Below are 22442 nucleotides of genomic sequence, written 5' to 3'. Positions count from 1 at the left end.
GCTTGGGCGACCGGACAGAATGGAGTCGTGTCGGACCTTCCTCGCAAGGCGCTGAGCCGGACCGCGAAACTTGCCAGCCTGCCCCTGGGTGCCGCCGGGCGGGCGACGCTCGGCCTGGGCAAGCGCATCGGCGGTGCTCCCGCCGAGGCCGTGTTCGCCGAGTTCCAGCGCCGGACGGCCGATCAGCTGTTCGCCGTCCTGGGTGAGCTCAAGGGCGGCGCGATGAAGTTCGGGCAGATGCTCAGCCTGATGGAGTCCGCGATGCCGGAGGAGCTCGCGGCGCCGTACCGGGCTACCCTGACCAAGTTGCAGGACTCCGCCCCGCCGATGCCGGCCTCGACCGTGCACACGATCCTGTCGCGGGAGCTGGGCAAGCGCTGGCGGGACCGGTTCGAGGAGTTCGACGACGTGCCCGCGGCGGCCGCGTCGATCGGCCAGGTGCACCGCGGACGGCTCAAGGACGGCCGCGAGGTCGCGGTCAAACTGCAGTACCCGGGCGCCGCGGAGGCGCTCCGGTCGGACCTCAGGCAGCTGGGACGGTTCGCGCGGACGATCGGCGCGGTGGTCCCGGGTCTCGAGGTGAAGCCGCTCGTCGCGGAGCTCCAGGAGCGGATCGGCGAGGAACTCGACTACGACCGCGAGGCGCAGGCCCAGCAGCAGTACGCCGACGCGTTCAAGGACCACCCGGAGTTCGTCGTACCGCGGGTGATCAAGCACTCCCCCACGGTCATCGTGTCCGAATGGATCGAGGGCCGGCCGCTGTCGTCGTACATCACCGAAGGCACCAAGGAGGAGCGGGATGCGATCGGGCTGAAGTACGTCCGGTTCATGTTCAGCGGGCCCAAGTACGCCGGTCTGCTGCACTCGGACCCGCATCCGGGGAACTTCCGGGTGATGGCCGACGGACGGCTCGGCGTGGTCGATTTCGGGCTGTGCGCCCGGCTCCCGGACGGGTTGCCGCCGGCGATCGGGCGGCTGCTGCGGATCTCGTTGAAGGGTGACGGCGAGGCGGTCCGGGACGGGCTCAAGGCCGAGGGCTTCATCAAGCCGCGGATGGAGATCGACCCGGAGCAGCTGATGGACTACCTGGCGCCGTTCGCGGAGCCGGCCCGGGAGGAGACGTTCCAGTTCAGCCGGGCCTGGATGCGTGCGCAGGCGAACCGGACCGGTGACTTCCGGTCGCCCAACGCGTCGCTCGCCCTCCGGCTCAACCTGCCCCCGTCGTACCTGCTGATCCATCGCGTCTGGATCGGCGGCATCGCCGTGCTGTCGCAGCTCGAGGCCGAGGCCCCGTTCCGCACCGTGCTCGAGGAGCTCCTGCCCGGCTTCACCGACGGCTGAGGGCCGGTACGGCGCGCAGCGTGACGGCCAGCAGGACCGCTACGGCGGCCAGGGCCACGGCGGTGATGCCCGCGGCGAGGTGCATGCCGCTGGTGAAGGCGTCACGCGCCTGGTCCAGGAGGTCGCCGGTGGCACCCTGGGCGATCGCCTCGCCGAGCGAGTTACCGCCGCGGCCGTCCATGTGGCTGCGGTACGCCGCGGTCACCACGCTGCCCAGGACTGCGATGCCCAGCGAGTAGCCGAACTCGTTGCTGGTCTGCGTCAGCGCACCCGCCGAGCCGGCCTTCTCCGGCGGGACCGAGCCGATGACCAGGTTCGTGCCCAGCGTGACGAGCGGCGCCGGGCCGACGCACTGGATGGCGAACGCGATCGCCAGAACCGTCGTCGACGTCGCCATCGACGTCATGAACATCCCGACAACCGTGAACGCGATCCCGCCCGGGATCAGCACGCTCGGCCGGATCCGCTGCGCCAGCCGCGGCGCCACCTGGAAGGCCACGGTCGTCGTCAGCATGCCCGGGACCAGCGCGAGCCCGGCTGCCAGCGGGGTCATCCCCTGGACCAGCTGGAAGTACTGCGCGACGAACACCATCACGCCGCCGGACAGCATCGAGAACGCCAGCATGCTCCCGAGCGTCACGCTGAACGTCCGCCGCGTGAACAGCCGTACGTCGACCAGCGGGTCGTCCAGGCTACGCTGCCGCCGTACGAAGATCCAGCCGAACACCCCGCCGACCACCAGCGCGCCGATCGACTGCACACCGGCGCCGTGCGAGGCGAGGTGCTTCAGGCCGTGGATCGCCGGCAGGATCGCGGCCAGCGACAGCAGCACACTCGGTACGTCGATCCGCCCGGCCTTCTCGTTCCGGTACTCCGGGAGCAGGAACGGCCCGACCACGAGCAGCACGACCATCGCCGGTACGCCGATCAGGAAGGCCGAGCCCCACCAGAAGTGGTTCAGCAGGATGCCGCCGACGATCGGGCCGACCACCGCGCCGACCGTGAAGCAGCCGGCCCAGACGCCCAGCGCCTTCGCCCGCTGCCCCTCGTCGGGGAACAGCGTGGAGATCAGCGACAGCGTGCACGGCGCGATCGCCGCCCCGGCGATGCCGAGCACCGCACGGGCCCCGATCAGCATGCCGGGGTTCACCGAGTACGCCGCGACGACCGAGGCGATCCCGAAGACGGCGGCCGCGATCAGCAGCAACCGACGTCGACCGAGCCGGTCACCGAGGTTGCCCATCGTGATCATCAGGCCGGCCACCATGAACCCGTACACGTCCAGGATCCACAGCTGCTGGCTGCTGGTGGCGCCCAGGGCCTCGGTCACGGCCGGGACTGCCAGCAGCATCACGAACAGGTCCAGCGACACCAGCAGCGTGGCGAGGCACAGGACGCCCAGCGCGATCCACTGCCGCTTACTGGTGGTCACCATGTCGGCCTCGACGGTCATGATCCGGTCCTTCCGCAGGGGGTCTCTTCACTTCTGCGTCGGACGAAGTGTTCCGGGATCGACACCGGGCGGGACTATGTTCGGGCAATGACGACATTCGGAAATCTGCCCGAGGTCGTGCCACCGGATGAGTGGCTGGCCGCCCGGCTGGAGCTGCTGAGGCTCGAGAAGGAAGTCACGCGGGCGCGCGACCGGCTGAACGCCGAGCGCCGTCGGCTGCCGATGGTCCGGATCGACAGGCCGTACGTCTTCGAGGGGCCGGACGGGGAGGTCGGGCTGCTGGACCTGTTCGACGGGCGGGATCAGCTGGTGATCCACCACTTCATGTTCAGTCCGGACTGGGACGAGGGGTGCTCGAGCTGCTCGTCGGCCGCGGACGAGATCGGCAACCTTCGGCAGTTGTACGTGCGGAACACGTCGCTGGTGGCGGTCTCGCGGGCGCCGTACCCGAAGATCGCGGGGTTCAAGGAGCGGCTGGGGTGGACGTTTCCGTGGGTCTCGTCGTACGGGAGCGACTTCAACTACGACTTCCACGCCACGCTGGACGACCGGGTCGCGCCGGTGCTGCTCCACTTCCGCACCAAGGAGCAGCTGGCGAACGAGAAGGGTACGCCGTGGTCAGGCGGGCCGTGGACCGACGACATGAACGGCGACGAGCTACCGGGGATCAGCACGTTCCTGCGGGTCGACGACGAGGTGTTCCACACGTACTCGACGTTCGGGCGGGGCATCGAGGACTTCCACAACTGCTACCGGTACCTGGATCTCACGGTCCTCGGGCGGCAGGAGGTGTGGGAGGAGCCCAAGGGACGCGCCGAACCGCTCGGCCTGCATGTCGGCGGGCCTGCGATGCGGGTCCCTGATCAGTACTGATTCACCAGTAGACCGAGTCCAGCTTCCCCTCGATACTGCGCACGTTCTCCCGGGCACACCGGTCGCAGTACACCAGCTTGCGGCCGTCCTCGATCGAGGTCATCCAGGTCAACGGCACGTCCTCCGACTCCGCCTGCTGACCACACAACGCACAGGTAGCTCTCACCATGGCACTAGTTTGCACCGCGTGCGATGGGTGATTCACGGCGAGGCCGAGGTCTGGGGCAATCGGTGGCTGAGCGTACGGCGGTTGGACGTCGAGCAACCCGACGGCGAGCGGTTCGACTACCACGCCGTACGGCTGAAGGACATCGCCGCTGCGGTCGTCACGCGGGACGAGCATGTGCTGCTGATGTGGCGGCACCGGTTCCTGACCGACACGTGGGCCTGGGAGCTGCCGATGGGGATCATCGAGGCTGGTGAGACGCCGGAGGCGGCCGCGGCTCGGGAGCTCGAGGAGGAGACCGGGTGGCGGGCCGGCGGGCTGACTGAGTTGATCCGGTCGGAGCCTGCCGCCGGGATCATGGACTCGCGGCATTTCGTGTTTCGGGCTACGAGCGCGGTGTGGGTCGGGGAGCCGACGGAGCGGAATGAGTCGGATCGGATCGAGTGGGTACCGGTAGGCGACGTACCCGGGATGATCACGCGGCGGGAGATCGTCAGTGGGATCACGTTGGTCGGGCTGCAGCAACTGTTGATCCAGGAACGCTGAAGGGGCGGCACCCCCTTTGGGTGCCGCCCCTCAATTTGTTCAGCTGGTCAGGCTGTGTATCTGGTGGATCAGACGAGACGGGCGAGTGCGAGGCGCGCGCGTGCGCTGGCCCTCTCAGCTCGCCGGCCTGCCCGCTCGGCCTGCTTCTGCGCCTTCTCGATCTGGTGAGCGAGGCGGAAGCGCCGGTTCTGCTCTGCGGCCTTCAGTGAAGCCCGACAGTGAGCACGGGCGAGATCTTCATTGAGTAAATGCATTTCGGTGCTCCTGTGTGAAGTCTGGTTGGTCATCGTTCGGTCTCGTTTCGGATGGTTGGGTGTCGTTCAGGCTGCGGTGACGGTGTCGCTCTTGCGGGGACGCCCACGGGGCCGCTTGCGCGGAACCACCACACCTTGGACGAACAGTTCGCCACCCCACACTCCCCACGGCTCGGAACGCTCGAGCGCTCCGGCCAGGCACTCGGCCTTCAGCGGGCAGGTCGTGCAGAGAGACTTTGCGTACTCGACGTCCGCCGGCGATTCGGCGAAGAAGAGTTCTGGCGCGTAGGACCGACAGGGCAGGTCCTGCGACGTTGCAACCTCGGTGAAGACATCGAGGAAGCTAACGCTCATTCCGGTCACCTCCCAGTGACTTTTGGATGCTGGTCTCTTGTCGTCGGTGACGATTACCGGTTGGTAGTCGCCAAATCTTTGGACAAACAAAAGGGCCGCGGGACCCTTTGGTGGGTTCCGCGGCCTGGAGGTGCCGGCTCTGACGCTTGTCAGACCGGTGGACTCCATGCTCGAGAACCCGAACCGCCGTACTTCACATCGCCGACAGCTCCGCCCTTGAACTGGGCGATGCCGGAGGCCATGAGCACAACGGTCGCGACGTGCAGACGCGGCGAGGCACCCGGGATCTGGGCGCACGGCAGCGCGGCAGCGTCGCTGAACGGCATCTTGACCGTGTTGGTAATCATTTCCAGGGCACCTCCTCTCGTTGTGGCGAAGCGGGCGGTTAGCTCGATCGCTATGGTGGTTTGAAGTTTTCGGCCAGGCTTCGACCGCAGAAAGAACAGTACGCCGTCCGCGTCGGAGCCCGCAAACTATTTATCGCCAGTTTGCGAAGTTGGCCGGAAGTTGCCGCCACGGCGACCGGATCTGGTTGCCGTGACAGGGTTTCCAGCACTCTCCGGGACGCCGTCCGCACGCTGCGGGATCGTTGCCTCTGTCACCTAACTGCCACGTCTGCCAGGAGCAGAACACGGCACGTACTCCAGAGTGCGCCCCGGATCCCGTGCCTGGCAAGAACATTTCCCGTAGCACTTGCCCGAAAGGGCAATCAGCGGGTGCAGAGATTCAGGATGTGTTCGCCGTACTTGGCCAGCTTGGTGTGGCCGATGCCCGGGATCTGGCGCAGCGCCTGCGCGTCCTCCGGGCGGGTCTCGGCGATGGCGGTCAGCGTGGCGTCGGTGAGGATGACGAAGGCCGGCATCCGCTCGGACTCGGCCTGCTCGGTGCGCCACTCGATCAGCGCGTCGTACAGCTTCTGGTCGATCTTGGACGGGCAGTCCTCGCAGCGGCCGAGCTTGCGGGCGCCCGGGTCGAGCAGGCCGCGACCGCAGACCCGGCACTTCGGGATCGGCCGGCTGGAGCGTGGCGCGCTCGACGGACGCTCGAAGCTGGTCTGCGACGACGGGGTCCACTCGGTCCGCGCCGTACGGACGCCGATCGGGTCGAGGAAGCGGGTCGGACCGCGCGTCCCGCGGCCGCCCGGTGAGCGGGACGTGGACCAACTGATCGACAGCTGCTGCTTCGCCCGCGTCACGCCTACATAGAACAGCCGACGCTCCTCCTCCACCTGCACCGGAGTCTGGGCGTACGTGATCGGCAGCGTCCCCTCATGCGCCCCGACGATGAAGACGCACTCCCACTCCAGGCCCTTGGCCGCGTGCAGCGTCGCCAGCGTGACCCCCTCGGCCAGCGGAGCGTGCTGGATCGACGCGCGCCGGTCCAGCTCGGCCATCAGCTCAGGCAGCCGCGCCTCGGGGTTGGCTGCAGCGAAGTCGGACGTCATGGTGACCAGTGCGCTCAATGACTCCCACCGGTCCCGCACCGCTCCGGTCCCGGTGGGCGGCTCCGGCGTCCATCCGGCCCCGCCGAGCACGCCGGTCACCGTGGTCACCAGGTCGTCGGACAGATCCCCCGCCTTGGCCTGCCCCCGCAGCAGTACGGCGGCCTGCCGGATCTCGGCCCGCTCGAAGAACCGCTCTGCACCCTTCAGCACGGTCGGGATCTTCCGCTCGGCCAGCGCCTGCTCGAAGTTCTCCGACTGCGCATTGGTCCGGAACAGTACGGCGATGTCCCGCAGCGCCACGCCCTCGTCCCGCAGCTTCACGACCGCGCGCGCCACCGCGTCCGCCTCGGCGACCTCATCGGAGTACTCGCGGTAGACCGGAGTCGGACCGGCCTCCTTCTGGGATCGCAGCGTCACCCGTCCCGGGAGCCCGGTCGGACCGGCGGCGTCGAGGATCTTGTTCGCCACGTCGACGATCTGCGGCGTCGACCGGTAGTCGCGGACCAGCTTGATCACCGTGGCGGACGGATGCCGGGACGCGAAGCGCACCAGGTTCTCCGGCTCGGCGCCGGCCCACGAGTAGATCGTCTGCGCCGGATCGCCGACCACGCAGACGTCCTCCCGGCCGCCCAGCCACAGGTCGAGCAGGCTCTGCTGGAGCGGCGAGACGTCCTGATACTCGTCCACGACGAACGTCCGGTACTGCCGGCGGATCTCCGCGGCCACCCGCTCGTCCTCCGCGAGCAACGCGACCGCACAGAGCAGCACATCCTCCAGGTCGATCCGGCCGCGCTCCAGCTTCACGTCCTCGTACGCCGCGAAGATGCGCGCGATCGTCGCCGGGTCGAAGGCAGCCAGCGTGCGGGACGACTTGGGCGCCAGCCGGGCGTAGTCGTCCGGGCGGACGTTGCTCACCTTGGCCCACTCCACTTCACCGGCCAGGTCGCGCAGCGCGGGCGTGTCCACCCGGACCCGGCAGCGGGAGGCGGCCTCGGTCAGCAGCGGGAACTTCCGGTCCGCGATCGGCGGCAGCTCCCCGCCGTACACCTTGGGCCAGAAGAAGCGGGCCTGCCGGAGCGCGGCCGAGTGGAACGTGCGGGCCTGCACACCCTGTACGCCGAGCTGGGCCAGCCGCCCGCGCATCTCCCCCGCCGCCCGCTGCGTGAACGTCACCGCGAGCACGCGGACCGGGTCGAACGTCCCGGTCTGGACGCCGTACGCGATCCGGTGGGTGATCGCCCGGGTCTTGCCCGTCCCGGCGCCGGCCATCACCACGACCGGGCCGTGCAATGCGGACGCGACCGCTCGCTGCTCCGGGTCGAGGGCCTCCAACAGGCTCTCGGCAGAAGCAGATCGTGTGAGGTCGCTCACGGGGTGAGACACGCGGGAACAGCACCACCTACGGCATGGTTCGAATAGGTCGAAGGCAACCCTAGACGGGCGGCCCGACAAAACCCCTCCCAGCCTCAAGGAGTCAGCCAAATGGCTGCTTTCACTATGTACTCGACGCCGTGGTGCGGCTACTGCCACCGCCTCAAGGGCCAGCTCAAGCGAGCCGGCATCGAGTTCACCGAGGTCGACATCGAGCAGGTCCCGGACGCCGCGAAGCTGGTCGAGCAGATCAACAACGGCAACCAGACCGTCCCGACGGTCGTCTTCGCCGACGGCACCGCGATGACGAACCCGTCGCTGGCGCAGGTCGCGGAGAAGCTCGCCGCCTGAACAACCTGACTCAGGTCATATCGCTTGAGTTATGGACTTTACGGTCATGACCGTTATACCTTGCGATGAACTACGTCGCAGGGAGTCCGCCCATGTTCTCGCGCCGTCACCTTCGCGCTGCCTTGACGACCGTCGTCGTCTCGATCGGTCTGCTCGCCACGGGCGGGTTGCAAGCCACAGCGGCCCCGCCGCTGCCTGATCCGTTCCCATCGGAGACCTGGCCGCTCGGGCCGCCGACGAAGCCGTTCGCGCCGGCCGACGACGTCATCAAGGACCTCGGCTCGCCGGTCAGCTCGCTCACGGTCATGGAGGGCGCGGTCGGCCGCACGCCGGACGGGCGCGACGTCGTGTACGCCGTACCCTCCGGCGAGAACGCCCGCTTGAACGTCGTGGACCTGCACACCCGCGAGCTGATCCGCGCCGTACCGCTGCCGGGCGCCGCCGGCGGCTGGGCGATCGTCGTGACGCCGAACGGGGACGTCTACCTCGGCACGTACCCGTACGCGCACCTCTACCGCTACAGCCCCGGCACCGGCGAGGTGACGGACCTGGGCCAGCCCATTCCGGGTGAGTCCCAGATCTACGGCCTCACCGCCGACGCGGACGGCAACGTGTACGCCGGGACCTACCCGACCGCGCACGCGTTCAAGTACGACCCGTCGAACGGACAGGTCACCGACTACGGCTCACTCGACCCGGTGCAGCAGTACGCGCGGTCCACGGTCTACGACCCCGACCACCGCAAGCTGTTCGTCGGCGTCTCCACTCCGAATGCCCGCCTGCTTCGGATCGACGTCGACACCAAGGCGGTCGAGGACATCACTCCCCCGGGTACGACGGCCAAGGACTTCATCGACCTGGACTACGCCGGCGGCAAGGTGTTCGCGAACGCCAGCAGCCGGCTGGTAGTGGTCGACGCGGTCACCGGTGAGCAGATCAAGTACACCGACGCCACGACCGGCCAGCAGGTGATGGACTACCCGATCGCTGCCCGCGGCGTCTCCGCGGCCGGACCAGGCGGCGTCTACTTCACCAACAACACCCTGGCCCTCACGCACTACGACCTCGACACCAACACGGTCGGTCCGGTCTCGCCGCCGCGGGCGCTGACGCGTGGCGCGTCCATCGGCTACGGCTGGGCGACCGAGAACGGCGTACCCGTGCTGTACGGCCTGGCCGGCAACTACTCCGGTGGGACGTTCCGCTACAACCCGGCCGACGGGACGCTGGCGCAGTGGAGCTCACCGTTCCAGTACGTGCCGTCGCCGCTGATGCACGAGCTGGCCGACCCCGTCACGGGCAAGGTGTTCGTCAACGTCTACCTGAACGGCTCCACGGCCATCTACGACCCGGCGACCGGCAAGTCCACCGTCACCACCCGGCAGGGACAGGTCGAGGGCTGGGCCTGGGACGGCACCGGCAAGATGTACGTCGGCATCTACCCGTACGGCCGCCTGTCGCTGTGGGACCCGAGCCAACCGGACAGCACGACCAACCCGAAGGAACTGTTCAGCCTGGTCGACAGCGACCACCAGAACAGGCCGGTGTCGGTGGTCCCCGACGGCAACCACGTGTACGTCGGCACCACGCCGGCGTACGGCGAGTACGGCGGCGCGCTGACCGTGTACGACGTACCGACCGGCAGCCACACTGTCTACCGCAACCTGGTGACCGACCAGACGATCGCGTCCATCCTGCCTGCGGGGGCGAACGTGTGGGCCGGCTCCAGCATCGAAGGCGGTCAGGGCACCGACCCGAGGGCCACCGAGGCCCACCTGATCAAGGTGGACCCGGCGACGGGCGCAGTGCTGACCGACATCGTCCCGGTGTCAGGTGCAGCCAGCATCAACGAGCTGACCTACGGACCGGACGGCAACATCTGGGGACTGGCCGACGGGATCGTCTTCGTCGTCAACCCGACGACCGGTGAGGTACTGCGGCTGCTGCCCGTGTTCAGCGCAGTCACCGGCTCGCAGGACGGCGCGCTCTCCTGGCGCGACGGCTACTTGTACGGCGTGACCGGCGGCCGACTGTTCGTCCTGGACAGCCTGAGCGGACACGCCACCGTCCTGCGCGACCACGGCCTCAACCGGCTCACGCAGACCCCGGACGGCACCTACTACTCGTTGCTGCGACCGGACGGCTTCACCAACCCGACCAACCTGGCGTCGTACACGCCACCGGTCGACTCGTGTCCGCAGTCCGACGTCCGGCCGACAGTCTGGACCGGAAACATCGACAGCCACGTGTCGAACCGTTTCCTGACCTACGGCTGCACGCTGACCGACACACTGCCCAGCGCGAAGGCGGACTGGCCGAACCACGCGGCGTACGTCATCGCAGTCGACCGAAAGCTCCGCCAGCTCGAGCAGGCCGGCACGGTCGAGCGCTGGGAGGGCGTCCTGATCAGGGTCGCCGCGGCGCGCTCGAACGTGGGCCGGTGATCACCAGCTGCCGGTGAGGCTCTCGCCGTACCAGCCTTCGATCAGGCGGCGGGAGATCGAGATCGCACCCGGGAGGGCCATCGTGCCGGCTTCGACCAGCGCGCGGACGTCCTCCCGGGTGAACCACCTGGCCTCGGCGATCTCGTCCTGGTCCACGTCGATGTCGAAGCTCGACGCCTTCGCGTAGAACCCGAGCATCAGGCTCGCGGGCAGCGGCCAGGGCTGGCTCCCGGCGTACAGGACCTCTTCGCCGACGATCACACCGGTCTCTTCGAGCACCTCACGCCGTACGGCGGCCTCGAGCGACTCGCCCGGCTCGACGAAGCCGGCCAGCGTGGAGTACCGCCCCGCCGGCCAGGCCTCATTGCGGCCGAGCAGAGCACGGTCCTGGTCGTCGGTGACGAGCACGATGATCGCCGGGTCGCTGCGCGGGAAGTGCGACAGACCGCAGTTGGGGCAGCGCCGGACGTGGCCTGCCTCCACCACCTCGGTGTGCTCGCCGCAGTTCGCGCAGTGGGTGTGGACGCCGTGCCAGTTGGACAGTCCGATCACGTTGACCGCTATACCGGCTTCACGGTCGTCCAGCAGCGCGCCGAGTTCGCGCAGGCCGCCGTACGACTCGTCTGCCTCGCCCTTCACCAGCACACCGAAGGCGGCACGGCCCTCGGCGGTCATGCCGGCTCCGGACTCGCGGTCGATGCCCAGGAAGATCCGGATGCCTTCCGGCGCCTCCGACGGCGGGACGAAGCGCAGTGCGGAGCGGTCATCGACCACCTGCACCTTGTCGCCGACGACGGCGACCACCTGGGTGTCCGACGAACCCCAGGCCTTCTCCAGCCAGTCGTCGTCACGGCGGCGGTCGGCGGCACGGTCCAGGACCGATCGGGACAGGGCTAGCGAACCAGGGTCAATCGAGTAGGCCACGTGCCTCAACCTACCCCGGCATCATGAGAGCATCCCCGCATGAGTATTCACATCGCCGCCGAGAAGGGGCAGATCGCACCGCGGGTGCTGTTCCCCGGGGACCCGCTGCGGGCCAAGTGGATCGCGGAGACCTATCTGGACGACGTGATCTGCTACACCGAGATCCGGAACATGTTCGGCTTCACCGGCACCTACAAGGGTGAGCGGATCTCCGTGCAGGGCTCCGGGATGGGCCAGCCGTCCGCGTCCATCTACGCGAACGAGCTGTTCGCGGAGTACGACGTACAGACCCTGATCCGGGTCGGGACGTGCGGTGCGCTGACCGAGGCGGTCCGGGTCCGCGACGTGATCGTGGCGATGTCCGCGAGCACCGACTCGCAGATGAACCGGCTGCGCTTCCACGGCATCGACTACGCGCCGACCGCCGACTACCAGCTGCTCCGGGCGGCGGTGGACGCGGCCGAGGCGGCCGGGCTGAACGTGCACGTCGGCCAGGTGTTCTCCGGCGACCTGTTCTACAACGACCGCGCCGATCTGGTCTCGCGGACCGCGGAGTACGGCGTACTGGGGATCGAGATGGAGGCGTCGGCGCTCTACACGCTGGCCGCGAAGTTCGGCCGCCGGGCGCTCGGCATCATGACGGTGTCGGACCACCTGATCACCAAGGAGGAGACGACGGCGGAAGAGCGCCAGACGACCTTCTCGGAGATGATCACGATCGCCCTCGACGCGGCGATCGAGGTGCCGGTCTGAACCCGCGGTACGGCGCCGCCGTCCTGGCCTGCGCCGTGATGGCACTCGGTACGGCGGCGTGCTCGGGCAGCAAGTCCGACGACAACAAGCCGAACGCCGCGGGTAGCTCCAGCAGCTCCACTGCTCCGGGCACCACCACCAGCAGCAGTGCGTCGTCGACAGGTCCGGAGGAGAAGCTGCCGGACCTCACCGCCGCACAGGTCGTGACAGCCTTTACCGACAAGGGCTACAAGTGCAGCACCGACGAGGCGTACCAGACGTGCGCGCAGGGCGTCACGTCGATCCAGGTCCTGATCGGCAAGCAGCCGCGGCCGCCGGTGATCTCGCTGCAGGCGACCGGGGTCGCTGCGGAGGCCGCGACCAAGCTGTCCGACTTCGCACCGCAGGCGCTGGAGCTGGCCCACGTGAATCCACGCGGCCAGATCGCCGACTGGCTGAAGCAGCAGCAGAGCAAGGCGTCCGCGCAGACCACGGCCGGCGACTGGACGGTCGAGTTCTCGACCGAGGCGGACACCGATCAGCCCGGAGCGATCCTCACGCTGACAGACAAGCTCTGCAAGGTCGACTGCGGAGCGGAGTAGTACTTAGGCCGCGACGAGCTTGGGCAGGACCTGCAGGAGCCGATCGGTCAGCAGGTCCGGGGTCTTGTCCGGGTTCGCCGCGTAGCCGACGACGGCCTGCTCGAACAGGCCGTCGACCAGCGCGTACGCCGTGGGCGCGTCAACGGTCGGCGTGGTCGCGGTGAGATCGGCGTACCGGCCGAGGATGCGCCAGATCATCTCCTCGAGCAGCTTGTCGATCGCCTCGACGTCCAGGCGGAGCTGCTCCTCGAACATGCTCTGCGCGCGCAGGTCGTACCAGAGTTTGTGCATCGGGGTCTCGTCGACCAGGGTCTGGGTCATCTTCGCCAGGAACCCGGTGACCAGCTCCTCCCCCGACGTCGCCGTCTCGACGACCTCGTCGTACCGCCGGGCGCACTTGGTCTTGTAGTAGCGCACGCAGTAGCTGATCAGGTCGATCTTGTCGCGGAAGTAGTAGTGCACGACGCCGTGGGTGAACTCGGAGTTGTTCGCGATCTCCCGCAGGCTGGTCCGCGCGTACCCGAGCTCGCCGAGGGTCTTCAGCGCGGACTCGGCCAGCGCCACCCGGCGTCGCTCGATCTTGTCGATCCCGGAGACCCGGGCCGGCCGGTCCGGTTCGGTCACGCTCGCTGACGTCACTGCCACACCGCCCTCTCCTCATCGGGTCGTTGCGTCAGAGTACCCCGCCCCGGGCCAGGCGCGTCCCGGTGCGGGGAGATTTCTTGACAAGTGTCAAACAAAGTCTTGACGGGTGTCAAAGACCTGGCCAGAGTGTGAAACAGCCAGCCTCGTCGTGTCAGCAAAGGAGCTACAGATGGGTTCTCTCGATCTCTCCGGCCGCAAGGCCCTCGTCACCGGCGGCGCCCAGGGGCTGGGTGAGGGTATGGCGAAGGCCCTCGCGGCAGCCGGCGCGAAAGTCGTGATCAGCGACCTGCAGAAGGACGCGGGCGAGAAGGTCGCCGACGCGTTGGACAGCGAGTACGGAGCGGGTAACGGCTTCGTCGCGCACGACATCACCGACGACGCCCAGTGGGAGAACGCGGTCGTCGCGGCCAACGACATCATGGGCGGCCTGGACATCCTGGTGAACAACGCCGGGATCGAGATCACCAGCCTGCTCACCGAGGTGACCGCCGACGAGATCCGCAAGATGCTCGAGGTGAACGTCCTCGGCACGACGCTCGGAGTCAAGTGGGGCCTGCGGACGATGCGGCCCGAGGGCCTGGCCGGTCAGGGCGGCGCGATCATCAACATCGCGTCGGTCGCCGCGACCATCGCGTTCCCCGGCATCGCGGTCTACTCCGCGACCAAGTCCGCGGTCGATCGCCTCACCAAGGTCGCCGCGATGGAGTCCGGCAAGCTCGGGTACGGCGTCCGCGTCAACTGCCTGTACCCCGGTCTGGTCCCGACCGAGATGGGGATGGGCCTGGCCAACGACTGCGCGCAACTCGGACTGTTCGAGTCTCCCGAGGCAGCGGTCGGCGCCGTCATCGCACTGACCCCGGCCGGCCGGCTCGGCGAGGTCGCCGACATGGCCGACGCGGTCGTCTTCCTGGCATCGGACGAGGCCCGGTTCATCACCGGCATCGGCCTGCCGGTCGACGGCGGAATGGGGATGTGATCGCGTGAGCAGCAAGCCTGTCGTCGTCTACGGCGCCTCCGGCTACACCGGCCGCCTGGTCTGCGAGTACCTCCGGCAGTACCACGTCCCGTTCGTCGCGGCCGGTCGCGACGAGGCCAAGCTGAAGGCCTCGATGGATGCGCACGTTCCCGGCATCGAGACCGCCGACTACGAGATCGCCGTTGTCGACCACGACACCGCCGCACTGACCGATCTGTTCAAGGGCGCGTCTGTCGTCCTGAACACCGTCGGGCCGTTCAGCGAGCTCGGTCCGGCCGCTGTGGAAGCAGCTCTGGCCGCAGGCGCTCACTACACCGACACGACCGGTGAGCAGGACTGGCTGATGACCTGCGACGAGAAGTACGGTCCGCAGTTCGCCGAGGCCGGACTGGTGCTGGCGCCCGGTATCGCACAGATGTACACGACGAGCGAGATCGCCGCACAGCTCTGTCTGGAGCAGCCCGGGCTGGACACCCTGGACATCGCGGTGTTCTGGGGCGGCAGCCCGACCATCGCCTCGACCCGCACGATCCTGGTGAACGCTGCGACCTCGAAGGCGCACTACCTGGAGAACAACCAGTACGCCGAGTTCCCGACGCAGGGTCTGGTGCAGCTGGTCGTTCCCGGGCAGCACGAGCTGGCCCTGTCGCTGCCGTGGGGTGGAATGTCGCACCCGGTCTGGTTCAAGCGCGATCCGCGCGTCGCCAACTGCAAGGCGCAGGGCGGTGTCTTCAACGCGGCGCTGATGAACGGCGTACCGCAGATCGTTGCCGCAGCGCTCGAGGCGACCAAGGACATGGCACCGGACGAGCGCAACGAGGCACTGACCGCCACCGCGCGCCAGGTGATGAACGAGATGCCGCCGCGGGAGAATCCGCGGGTCAACAAGACGCTGGACTCGGTGCACGCCTCCGGACCGCTCGGTCGGGCGCACTGTGTCATCCACGGCAACAGCAACTATCAGCAGACCGGGCTGATGCAGGCGTACGCGGCGTACTCGCTGCTGCAGACGCCGCCGAAGCGGGTCGGGTTCGCGAGTGGTTGCCAGGCGTTCGGTCACCGCGAGCTGCTCGGCGTACTGCGGAGCTTCGGGCTGGTGTCCGAGCCGCAGCTGACTGTGCAGCACTAAGGGAGCTGTTGTGCGACTGGTCGACTACCTGGACAAGGGCGCCTCGCTGGGCCCGGATGCGGCCTGCCTCACCACGGACGGCGAGACGCTCTCGTACGCCGAGGTGCAGCAGCTGTCGTACCGGATCGCCGGCGCGCTGGAGGCGACCGGCGTACGTCCGGGTGGGAAGGTCGCGATCCTGTCCGCGAACGACCCGATCGCGTTCAGCTGCGTGTTCGGGATCAGCCGGGCCGGTGCGATCTGGTGCCCGATCAATCCGCGCAACGAGGCCGCGGAGAACCGTGAGCTGCTCGACCAGTTCGACTGCGAAGTACTGATCTACCAGTCGGCGTTCGCGCCGTTGGTGGACCGCATCCGGGACTCGCTGCCCAAGGTGCACACGTTCGTGTGCCTCGACGGGGAGCCCACAGACTCCGACCCAGACCCCCACCCCAGCGGTCGGAGAATCGTCGGTTGGGACGCGTTCAGCGGGGGCGCGTCCCAGCCGGCACCCGATCTGACCGATCCGGACGATCTCGCGATGATCGTCGGGACCGGGGGTACGACGGGCCGTCCGAAAGGAGTGATGCTCGGCAACGCCAACCTCGAGACGATGACCGCGCTGACGCTGATGGGGTACCCCTTCGGCGAGCGGCCGGTCTATCTGGCGCTGGCGCCGTTGACGCACGCGGCCGGGGTGCTCTGCTTCCCTGTGCTCGCGTCCGGCGGGGAGATCGTGATCATGCGAGCTCCCAACGTCCACGCGTTCCTGGAGCTGATACCGCGACACGGGGTGACGCACACGTTCTTGCCGCCGACGCTGATCTACATGGTGCTGGCGGCGCCGGAGCTGGACTCCACGGACCTGTCGTCGTTGCGGTGCTTCTGGTACGGCGCGGCGCCGATGTCGGTTGCCCGGCTCGAGGAGGCGCTGCACCGGATCGGTCCGGTGATGGCGCAGCTCTTCGGGCAGACCGAGGCGCCGATGATGATCTCGATCCTGCCGCCGGCCGCGCATTTCGATGCCGCAGGCAACATTGCGCGGGGCCGGCTGTCGTCGGCCGGGCGGCCGTCACCGCTGGTCACGGTGGCGATCATGGGCGCGGACGGCGCTCTCCTTCCCTCGGGCGAGCGAGGTGAGATCGTCGTCCGCGGCTCATTGGTGATGCGGGGCTACTACCGCAACCCCGATGCGACCGCAGCGGCGTCGGCCTACGGCTGGCACCACACCGGTGACATCGGCTACCTCGACGGCGACAACTTCCTGTACATCGTCGACCGGGCGAAGGACATGATCATCACCGGCGGCTTCAACGTGTACTCCACCGAGGTCGAGCAGGCGCTGATGGCGCACACCGACGTACAGGATTGCGCAGTTGTCGGACAACCTGATGAGAAGTGGGGCGAGCGAGTCGTCGCCGTCGTCCAGCTGCAGCCCGGCAGTCTGGTCGGGCCGGAGGAGCTGATCGCGTTCGCGAAGGCACGCATCGGCAGCGTGAAGGCACCGAAGCAGGTCCTCGTCTGGCACGACCTGCCACGCTCCAAGGTCGGCAAGGTGGTCAAGCCCGAGATCAAGGCGCGTCTAGCTACTGGCTGATGCTCCTGCGGTCGCGGAGACCACGATGGCGGCGGTCACCGCGGCCTGCATCTCCGCGACGGCCTTCTTCACAGCCTCGGCGGCCCAGTCCGAGTCGGCGATCTCCTTGGCCCGCTGCTTCAGGGCGCGCTTGTCCACGGCATCGGTGACAACCTTCGGTACGACGTTCAGCGCGCTCATCAGCGCGATCAACGCGCCGGTGCGCTCGTCCGGCGCAAGTCCCTGGGCAAGCACACTGTGCAGCTTGGCGCGGATCTCAGACTCGTGCCGTGCGTCCTTGGCCGGCCAGCGCGTCACCGGGAACAGACCGAGCACCTTGCCCTCTTCCGCCTCCAGAACACCGCGCTCTGCGAGGCGGACGAGTAGCTGGTCGCGCAGGTGCTTCGAGAGCTTGCCGATCTGGTCCTTCGGCTTCTTGCCCGGCTTGTCGACCACGTATGACAGCCGCTCGTCGAGGATCGGGTCTCCGGTCGGCGCACCGTCCAGCACCTTGAGGCGCCCCGGCTTCTCCCCGCTGTTCTGGCCGGTGATGTCGAGCTTGTGCTGCAGCGTGAGCTCGATCAGCACCGCACCGGCGAGCGCGTAGTCCAGCCCCGGCGACCCGGTGATCGGCTTGCCGGTCTCGTCGTCGTACATGAGCAGCAACAGGTCTTCGGCAATCAGCATGCCTCTACCGTAATCAGTAGTGGTGGCCGTTCAGCTCTACTGGCTCGCCGAGGGCGGCTGCGACCTCGGTGAGGAAGTCCGGGGAGAAGTAGTACCAGCGGATCGACCGGACCTTGTCGTCTTCGGTGGTCAGCCGCATCAGGTCGTTCACAGCACGGTGGCCGTCACGGACGATGTGGATCACCAGGACAGACTCGCCCCAGAGGTCCACGACGTCAGCTGTGTAGCGGTACGGCTTGGACAGGTCCAGAGTGTGCTCGATAGAGCCCCCGCGGATGTTGTCGGCGCCGTACTCCGTCAGTACGCCGAGGATCTCGCTGTCCGCGTCGGCCAGCAGCAGAGCAGTCAGCCGAGGTACGTCGTACGCCGTGAACGCGTCGGCGACCGCATCGAGCAGGCGGCGGTCCGGAGCCTCGCGGGTCTTGAGAGAGCGCTCCGGGTCGGCCAGGCGGCCGCGGCCGCGGTGGAGTGCTGCTTTGACGGCGCCGACCGAGGTCCGCAGTACGTCGGCGACCTCGGTGAGCGTGAAGCCGAAGAGGTCCTTCAGGGCGAGTGCGGCGCGCTCCTGCGGCGGGAGGAGAGTCACGAGCTCAGCCCAGGCGTCACGGACCTCTGCGGGGTCGGCTGTGTCCGGAGCGGCCTGCTCCGGCGCATCGACCAGTACGGGCGACTGGCGGCGGTAGCTGTCGACGTACGCGTTGGTGGCGACGCGAAACAACCAGGCGCGCGGATTGACGATCGGGCTGTGCGCCTGCGCCGCCTGCGTGAACGCGCGTGCCAGCGACTCCTGCACGAGGTCCTCGGCGTCGAACGCGTTGCCGGTCAGCCGGCGGCAGTACTTGTACAGGTCGGAGCGCAGCGGCTCGAGGCGGTCGAGGAACTCCCTGCGCGCCTGCCGGGTCGCCTTCAGCTCGGGTAGGTCGAGAGCGTCAGTCATAGTCATACCTGTCTGGACGGACGAGGTGACCCTCAGGATACGGACCCGGTTCTTCGCAGGGTCGAGCGTCTAGTAAGGTAAGCCTTAGCTAACAGGTTCGCCCACCTCGAAAGCAGAGCCCGCCATGACCAGAGCACTGCCCGAGCCGACGTACCGGCGCTTCGTCGCCGGCCTCGGCACCCTCAGCCTCCGGCCGTTCGACCTGACCGAGGACGTGACCACGCTGCACAGTTGGGTCACCCAGCCGTACGCGCGGTACTGGGGTCTCCTCGACGCATCGGTCGCCGACGTACACGCGGAGTACCTCCGCATCGAGCAGAGCGCGCACCACCGCGCGTTCCTCGGTGAGCACGACGGCCGACCCGCGTTCCTGATGGAGCGCTACGAGCCGGCGTACGACGCGGTCGGTCAGGTGTACGACGTCGCGCCGGGTGACATCGGCATGCACGTGCTGGTCGGGCCGGCGATCACCCCGATCGCCGGGTTCACCGCAGCGGTGTTCGAGACGATCATGGACAGCTTGTTCAGCGATCCGCTGGTCGATCGGGTCGTGGTCGAGCCCGACGTACGCAACGTGAAGATCCAGGCGCTGAACGAGCGGATGGGGTTCCGCAAGCACAGCGTCGTACAACTGGCCGACAAGCAGGCGTGGTTGAGCTTCTGCACCCGCGACCAGTACGCCGACGCACACCGAATGAACGAGGCAGGCTGATGATCTCGCACTTGAACCCGGACGTCTGGGCTGTGGCCAACCGCGCCCTGGTGCGGAAGGCGCTGGCCGAGTTCGCGCACGAGCGCATTCTCATCCCTGTTGTCATCGGCAACGGGTTTGCGGTCGGCGGGTATCGGTTCACTGCTCGGCTGTATCCCTTGAATCATTGGGATATCGATGCCGCGAGCATCGTCCGCGACGACGGCGGGCCGATCGATGCGCTGGAGTTCATCACGGCGTTCCACGAGGAGTTGGGGATCGGCGCGGAGATGCTGCCGGTGTACCTCGAGGAGATCAGCAGCACGCTGGCGTCGGCGGCGTACAAGCTGTCGAAGCCGGACCTGACCGCGGCGGACCTGGTCACCGCGGACTTCCAGGTGATCGAGGCGGCGATGACCGAGGGGCATCCGTGCTTCGTGGCGAACAACGGGCGGCTCGGGTTCGGGGTGAGCGACTACCTGGCCTATGCGCCCGAGACCGGGGCGCCGGTGCAGCTGACCTGGATCGCCACGCGCCGGGACCGGACCACGGTTGCTCAGAGCAACACGCTGTCCTACGACGAGCTTCTTCGCGCGGAGCTCGGGACCGAGGTGTTCGACCGCTTTGCCGCGCGAATTGTTGCCGTGGGCGCCGATCCTGCGGAGTACGTGTATCTGCCGGTGCATCCGTGGCAGTGGGAGAACAAGACGTCGATCACGTTCGCGGCCGATATCGCGCAGCGGCACATCATCCATCTGGGTTCGACGGATGATATCTACCAGCCGCAGCAGTCGATCCGGACGTTCTTCAACCGGTCTGCGCCGGGGCGGTGCTACGTGAAGACGGCGTTGTCGGTGCTCAACATGGGGTTCATGCGCGGGCTGTCGCCGTCGTACATGGCCGCGACACCGGCGATCAACGACTGGGTTCACTCGGTGGTCTCGAACGACCTTGTTCTGAAGCGGTACGGCTTCAGCGTGCTGCGCGAGGTCGCGGCGGCGGGGTACCACAACCTGTACTACGAGAACGCTACGGACAAGACGTCGCCGTACCGGAAGATGTTGTCGGCGTTGTGGCGGGAGAGCCCGGTGCCGTCGTTGGAGCCGGGTGAGCGGCTGGCGACGATGGCGTCGCTACTGCATGTCGATCGGCATGGGGCTTCGCTGGCGGCGGCGTTGGTGCGGGAGTCGGGGTTGGCGCCGGCGGACTGGTTGCGGGCGTACGTCGATGCGTATCTGATCCCGTTGCTGCACAGCTTCTACGCGTACGAGCTGGTGTTCATGCCGCACGGCGAGAACCTGATCCTGGTACTGCGGGACGCGATCCCGATCCGCGTCATCATGAAGGACATCGCGGAGGAGATCGCCGTACTGAGCCCGTCGACGCCGATCCCGGCGGACGCGGAGCGGGTGCGCGCCGAGGTTCCTGACGACGAGAAGCTGCTGTCGATCTTCACCGACATCTTCGACTGCATCTTCCGGTTCTTGTCACCGTTGCTGGATCGCGAAGGTCTGCTGACGCCTGACGAGTTCTGGTCGGTGGTGGCGGAGGCGGTGCGCGACTACCAGGCCGCGACGCCGGAGTTGGCCGAGGCGTTCGCGAAGTACGACATTTTCACGCCGGAGTTCGCCCTGTCCTGCCTGAACCGGCTGCAGCTCCGCAACAACCAGCAGATGGTCGACCTTACGGATGTCGCCGGCTCATTGCAGTTCGTCGGCACGTTGGAGAACCCGCTCGCCTGTGGATAACTCACGCCGCAGTACTGCGTAATCGGTCAAGCTGTTGCGGTGACCACGGTTGAAGCACCCCGCGACGGCCGCCGCTACGAGGTGGTCGACGGCCGCCTCCTCATCACCGGCGCCCAACCCCCTGCCCACCACGCGGCCGTGATCGCGTTGATGGTGGTCCTGAAACAAGCCTGCCCACCCGATCTGCTCGTCTCGGTCGGCTCATTCGCCTTCCGCCCGACTCCCCACACCACTCTCCGCCCCGACCTCCTCGTCTGCCCCCGCAACTACTCAGCCACCCAGCCACCGGTCCTGGCCGTAGAAGTCCTCTCCCCCTCCACCCGCACGACAGACGTAGTCCTCAAACGCACCCTCTACGAAACCCACCACATCCCGTCCTACTGGCTCCTCGACCCCACCACCCAAGAACTGACGATCCTGCAACTCACCCCCACCGGCTACACCTGCCAAGCCGTAGTCCAACCCGAAGAAACCTTCCACGCCACCCATCCGTTTCCCGTCGACCTGACACCCGCTGCCCTGACTGGATAGCGGGGCAGACCGGGGCATGTCGGGGCAGATTGCCCTGTATTCCGGGGCAACCCGGGGCAGATCGTCGAAACGGTGTCGATCACCCATCGGTACCCACCATGCTGGTGCAGTGACCGAGAAGGAGGCACCATTGTGTCCGTGGAACCACTTGAGTCAGGGCCCTACACCTTGGCCTACCTCGACACCGCACCCGACGACGGGAGACGGCGCGAGATCATCGACGGCGGTCTGTTCGTGACGCCTGCACCTGCGCGGGTCCACCAGCGGGCGGTCGTCCGACTGAGCAGCACACTCAACATCGCCTGCCCCGCCGGCTTTGAAGTCCTCGTTGCGCCGTTCGACTACCGGCCGACCTCCAAGCGTTCGGTCCAGCCCGATGTGCTGGTCTGCAGTCCGGACGAGCACGGCTCGAAGCACGCGCGAAAGCCGCTGGCTCTCGCGGTCGAGATCCTGTCGCCCAGCACCAGGATGCTGGATCTCCTGCTGAAGCGTGGGGTCTACGAGCAAGCAGGTGTGCAGTCCTACTGGATTCTGGATCCGGAGCAAGAGACGCTGACCGTGCTCGAACTTGTGGACGGCCTGTACGTCGAGCGAGATGTCGTGGTCGGCGAGAAGGTCTTCGAGGCGACGCTGCCGTTCCCCGCACAGATCGTCCCCGCCGAGCTACTCCGCGAGCGCTGAAGAACAC

24 protein-coding genes are annotated in these 22442 nt (G+C 67.7%); 14 read left to right on the top strand and 10 right to left on the bottom strand.

From position 1 onward, the window contains the following. Window positions 1-27 precede the first annotated feature (27 nt). Complete coding sequence (locus tag ACFWUU_RS24655; protein WP_137258185.1) at window positions 28-1341, top strand: AarF/ABC1/UbiB kinase family protein; 1314 nt, start codon at window positions 28-30, stop codon at window positions 1339-1341. Here the strand turns inward: ACFWUU_RS24655 and ACFWUU_RS24650 are convergent. Next, window positions 1328-2794 carry an MFS transporter gene (locus ACFWUU_RS24650; RefSeq protein ID WP_380178569.1) on the bottom strand — a complete coding sequence of 489 codons (1467 nt, stop codon included), beginning with the start codon at window positions 2792-2794 and terminating at the stop codon, window positions 1328-1330. The genes ACFWUU_RS24655 and ACFWUU_RS24650 overlap by 14 nt on opposite strands. Window positions 2795-2881: 87 nt before the next feature. Here ACFWUU_RS24650 and ACFWUU_RS24645 point away from each other — a divergent pair, with 87 nt between their 5' ends. Next, window positions 2882-3667 carry a DUF899 domain-containing protein gene (locus ACFWUU_RS24645; RefSeq protein WP_380178567.1) on the top strand — a complete coding sequence of 262 codons (786 nt, stop codon included), beginning with the start codon at window positions 2882-2884 and terminating at the stop codon, window positions 3665-3667. A gap of 1 nt (window position 3668) precedes the next feature. Here ACFWUU_RS24645 and ACFWUU_RS24640 read toward each other — a convergent pair whose 3' ends face one another. Continuing rightward, complete coding sequence (locus ACFWUU_RS24640) at window positions 3669-3836, bottom strand: hypothetical protein (protein ID WP_380178565.1); 168 nt, start codon at window positions 3834-3836, stop codon at window positions 3669-3671. Window positions 3837-3854: 18 nt separating this feature from the next. Here ACFWUU_RS24640 and ACFWUU_RS24635 point away from each other — a divergent pair, with 18 nt between their 5' ends. Next, window positions 3855-4379: an NUDIX hydrolase gene (locus ACFWUU_RS24635; protein WP_380178563.1), complete on the top strand. Its 525-nt coding sequence runs from the start codon at window positions 3855-3857 to the stop codon at window positions 4377-4379. 68 nt (window positions 4380-4447) lie between these two features. Here ACFWUU_RS24635 and ACFWUU_RS24630 read toward each other — a convergent pair whose 3' ends face one another. The 4 genes from ACFWUU_RS24630 to ACFWUU_RS24615 form a co-directional block, all read right to left on the bottom strand. Further along, complete coding sequence (locus tag ACFWUU_RS24630; protein ID WP_233715080.1) at window positions 4448-4666, bottom strand: hypothetical protein; 219 nt, start codon at window positions 4664-4666, stop codon at window positions 4448-4450. 33 nt (window positions 4667-4699) lie between these two features. Continuing rightward, on the bottom strand, window positions 4700-4987 hold the full coding sequence (locus ACFWUU_RS24625) for a WhiB family transcriptional regulator (protein ID WP_131285495.1): 288 nt from the start codon (window positions 4985-4987) through the stop codon (window positions 4700-4702). Between the two features lie 149 nt (window positions 4988-5136). After that, entirely contained in the window at window positions 5137-5334 is a 198-nt protein-coding gene (locus tag ACFWUU_RS24620) for a hypothetical protein (RefSeq protein WP_137258189.1), read from the bottom strand. Window positions 5335-5696: 362 nt separating this feature from the next. Continuing rightward, the gene (locus ACFWUU_RS24615; protein ID WP_380178561.1) at window positions 5697-7814 is read right to left on the bottom strand and encodes an ATP-dependent DNA helicase UvrD2; all 2118 of its coding nucleotides are present in this window, start codon (window positions 7812-7814) and stop codon (window positions 5697-5699) included. A gap of 99 nt (window positions 7815-7913) precedes the next feature. Here ACFWUU_RS24615 and ACFWUU_RS24610 point away from each other — a divergent pair, with 99 nt between their 5' ends. After that, entirely contained in the window at window positions 7914-8153 is a 240-nt protein-coding gene (locus ACFWUU_RS24610) for a mycoredoxin (RefSeq protein ID WP_380178559.1), read from the top strand. A gap of 92 nt (window positions 8154-8245) precedes the next feature. Continuing rightward, the gene (locus ACFWUU_RS24605) at window positions 8246-10597 is read left to right on the top strand and encodes a hypothetical protein (RefSeq protein ID WP_380178557.1); all 2352 of its coding nucleotides are present in this window, start codon (window positions 8246-8248) and stop codon (window positions 10595-10597) included. Here ACFWUU_RS24605 and nudC read toward each other — a convergent pair whose 3' ends face one another. Next, window positions 10598-11521, bottom strand: a complete 924-nt coding sequence (gene nudC / locus ACFWUU_RS24600; protein ID WP_380178555.1) for an NAD(+) diphosphatase — start codon at window positions 11519-11521, stop codon at window positions 10598-10600. It lies immediately after the preceding gene. Between the two features lie 39 nt (window positions 11522-11560). Between nudC and deoD the strand changes: the two genes are divergently transcribed. Both deoD and ACFWUU_RS24590 read left to right on the top strand, forming a co-directional pair. After that, window positions 11561-12274 (top strand): purine-nucleoside phosphorylase, encoded by a 714-nt coding sequence (deoD, locus tag ACFWUU_RS24595; RefSeq protein WP_130439886.1) that lies wholly within the window; start codon window positions 11561-11563, stop codon window positions 12272-12274. 38 nt (window positions 12275-12312) lie between these two features. Continuing rightward, on the top strand, window positions 12313-12855 hold the full coding sequence (locus tag ACFWUU_RS24590; RefSeq protein WP_380178553.1) for a hypothetical protein: 543 nt from the start codon (window positions 12313-12315) through the stop codon (window positions 12853-12855). A gap of 3 nt (window positions 12856-12858) precedes the next feature. Here the strand turns inward: ACFWUU_RS24590 and ACFWUU_RS24585 are convergent, their stop codons facing one another. Then, complete coding sequence (locus ACFWUU_RS24585; protein ID WP_380178551.1) at window positions 12859-13500, bottom strand: TetR/AcrR family transcriptional regulator; 642 nt, start codon at window positions 13498-13500, stop codon at window positions 12859-12861. 169 nt (window positions 13501-13669) lie between these two features. Between ACFWUU_RS24585 and ACFWUU_RS24580 the strand changes: the two genes are divergently transcribed. The 3 genes from ACFWUU_RS24580 to ACFWUU_RS24570 are packed head-to-tail and all read left to right on the top strand — an operon-like array spanning window position 13670 to window position 17181. Continuing rightward, complete coding sequence (locus ACFWUU_RS24580; RefSeq protein ID WP_380178549.1) at window positions 13670-14476, top strand: SDR family NAD(P)-dependent oxidoreductase; 807 nt, start codon at window positions 13670-13672, stop codon at window positions 14474-14476. Between the two features lie 4 nt (window positions 14477-14480). Continuing rightward, window positions 14481-15605, top strand: a complete 1125-nt coding sequence (locus tag ACFWUU_RS24575; protein ID WP_137258195.1) for a DUF5938 domain-containing protein — start codon at window positions 14481-14483, stop codon at window positions 15603-15605. Window positions 15606-15615: 10 nt separating this feature from the next. After that, window positions 15616-17181 carry an AMP-binding protein gene (locus ACFWUU_RS24570; RefSeq protein WP_380178546.1) on the top strand — a complete coding sequence of 522 codons (1566 nt, stop codon included), beginning with the start codon at window positions 15616-15618 and terminating at the stop codon, window positions 17179-17181. On the opposite strand, the gene ACFWUU_RS24565 is transcribed toward ACFWUU_RS24570, so the two are convergent. After that, on the bottom strand, window positions 17167-17847 hold the full coding sequence (locus ACFWUU_RS24565; protein WP_380178543.1) for a GPP34 family phosphoprotein: 681 nt from the start codon (window positions 17845-17847) through the stop codon (window positions 17167-17169). The two genes, ACFWUU_RS24570 and ACFWUU_RS24565, sit on opposite strands and share 15 nt — an antisense overlap. Before the next feature lie 13 nt (window positions 17848-17860). Next, the gene (locus tag ACFWUU_RS24560) at window positions 17861-18784 is read right to left on the bottom strand and encodes a sigma-70 family RNA polymerase sigma factor (RefSeq protein WP_380178541.1); all 924 of its coding nucleotides are present in this window, start codon (window positions 18782-18784) and stop codon (window positions 17861-17863) included. Between the two features lie 124 nt (window positions 18785-18908). Between ACFWUU_RS24560 and ACFWUU_RS24555 the strand changes: the two genes are divergently transcribed. From ACFWUU_RS24555 to ACFWUU_RS24540, 4 genes are all read left to right on the top strand, one after another. Next, window positions 18909-19496, top strand: a complete 588-nt coding sequence (locus tag ACFWUU_RS24555) for a GNAT family N-acetyltransferase (RefSeq protein ID WP_380178539.1) — start codon at window positions 18909-18911, stop codon at window positions 19494-19496. Beyond that, window positions 19496-21223 carry an IucA/IucC family protein gene (locus tag ACFWUU_RS24550; RefSeq protein ID WP_380178537.1) on the top strand — a complete coding sequence of 576 codons (1728 nt, stop codon included), beginning with the start codon at window positions 19496-19498 and terminating at the stop codon, window positions 21221-21223. The genes ACFWUU_RS24555 and ACFWUU_RS24550 overlap by 1 nt, the downstream gene beginning before the upstream one ends. Before the next feature lie 39 nt (window positions 21224-21262). Continuing rightward, on the top strand, window positions 21263-21754 hold the full coding sequence (locus ACFWUU_RS24545) for a Uma2 family endonuclease (RefSeq protein ID WP_380178535.1): 492 nt from the start codon (window positions 21263-21265) through the stop codon (window positions 21752-21754). Window positions 21755-21892: 138 nt separating this feature from the next. Then, entirely contained in the window at window positions 21893-22435 is a 543-nt protein-coding gene (locus tag ACFWUU_RS24540) for a Uma2 family endonuclease (protein WP_380178533.1), read from the top strand. The last annotated feature ends 7 nt before the right edge of the window (window positions 22436-22442 follow it).

This window comes from Kribbella sp. NPDC058693 (genome assembly GCF_042715335.1).
GTDB classification, from domain to species: Bacteria; Actinomycetota; Actinomycetes; order Propionibacteriales; family Kribbellaceae; genus Kribbella; species Kribbella jiaozuonensis.
This window is presented reverse-complemented; position numbering and strand designations above follow the sequence as displayed.

Coding starts and splice junctions, on each gene's coding strand:
- ACFWUU_RS24650 (WP_380178569.1), bottom strand. CDS start 2,794: ATGACCGTCGAGGCCGACATGGTGACCACCAGTAAGCGGCAGTGGATC.
- ACFWUU_RS24645 (WP_380178567.1), top strand. CDS start 2,882: ATGACGACATTCGGAAATCTGCCCGAGGTCGTGCCACCGGATGAGTGG.
- ACFWUU_RS24640 (WP_380178565.1), bottom strand. CDS start 3,836: ATGGTGAGAGCTACCTGTGCGTTGTGTGGTCAGCAGGCGGAGTCGGAG.
- ACFWUU_RS24630 (WP_233715080.1), bottom strand. CDS start 4,666: ATGACCAACCAGACTTCACACAGGAGCACCGAAATGCATTTACTCAAT.
- ACFWUU_RS24625 (WP_131285495.1), bottom strand. CDS start 4,987: ATGAGCGTTAGCTTCCTCGATGTCTTCACCGAGGTTGCAACGTCGCAG.
- ACFWUU_RS24620 (WP_137258189.1), bottom strand. CDS start 5,334: ATGATTACCAACACGGTCAAGATGCCGTTCAGCGACGCTGCCGCGCTG.
- ACFWUU_RS24610 (WP_380178559.1), top strand. CDS start 7,914: ATGGCTGCTTTCACTATGTACTCGACGCCGTGGTGCGGCTACTGCCAC.
- ACFWUU_RS24605 (WP_380178557.1), top strand. CDS start 8,246: ATGTTCTCGCGCCGTCACCTTCGCGCTGCCTTGACGACCGTCGTCGTC.
- deoD (WP_130439886.1), top strand. CDS start 11,561: ATGAGTATTCACATCGCCGCCGAGAAGGGGCAGATCGCACCGCGGGTG.
- ACFWUU_RS24590 (WP_380178553.1), top strand. CDS start 12,313: ATGGCACTCGGTACGGCGGCGTGCTCGGGCAGCAAGTCCGACGACAAC.
- ACFWUU_RS24580 (WP_380178549.1), top strand. CDS start 13,670: ATGGGTTCTCTCGATCTCTCCGGCCGCAAGGCCCTCGTCACCGGCGGC.
- ACFWUU_RS24565 (WP_380178543.1), bottom strand. CDS start 17,847: ATGCTGATTGCCGAAGACCTGTTGCTGCTCATGTACGACGACGAGACC.
- ACFWUU_RS24560 (WP_380178541.1), bottom strand. CDS start 18,784: ATGACTGACGCTCTCGACCTACCCGAGCTGAAGGCGACCCGGCAGGCG.
- ACFWUU_RS24555 (WP_380178539.1), top strand. CDS start 18,909: ATGACCAGAGCACTGCCCGAGCCGACGTACCGGCGCTTCGTCGCCGGC.
- ACFWUU_RS24550 (WP_380178537.1), top strand. CDS start 19,496: ATGATCTCGCACTTGAACCCGGACGTCTGGGCTGTGGCCAACCGCGCC.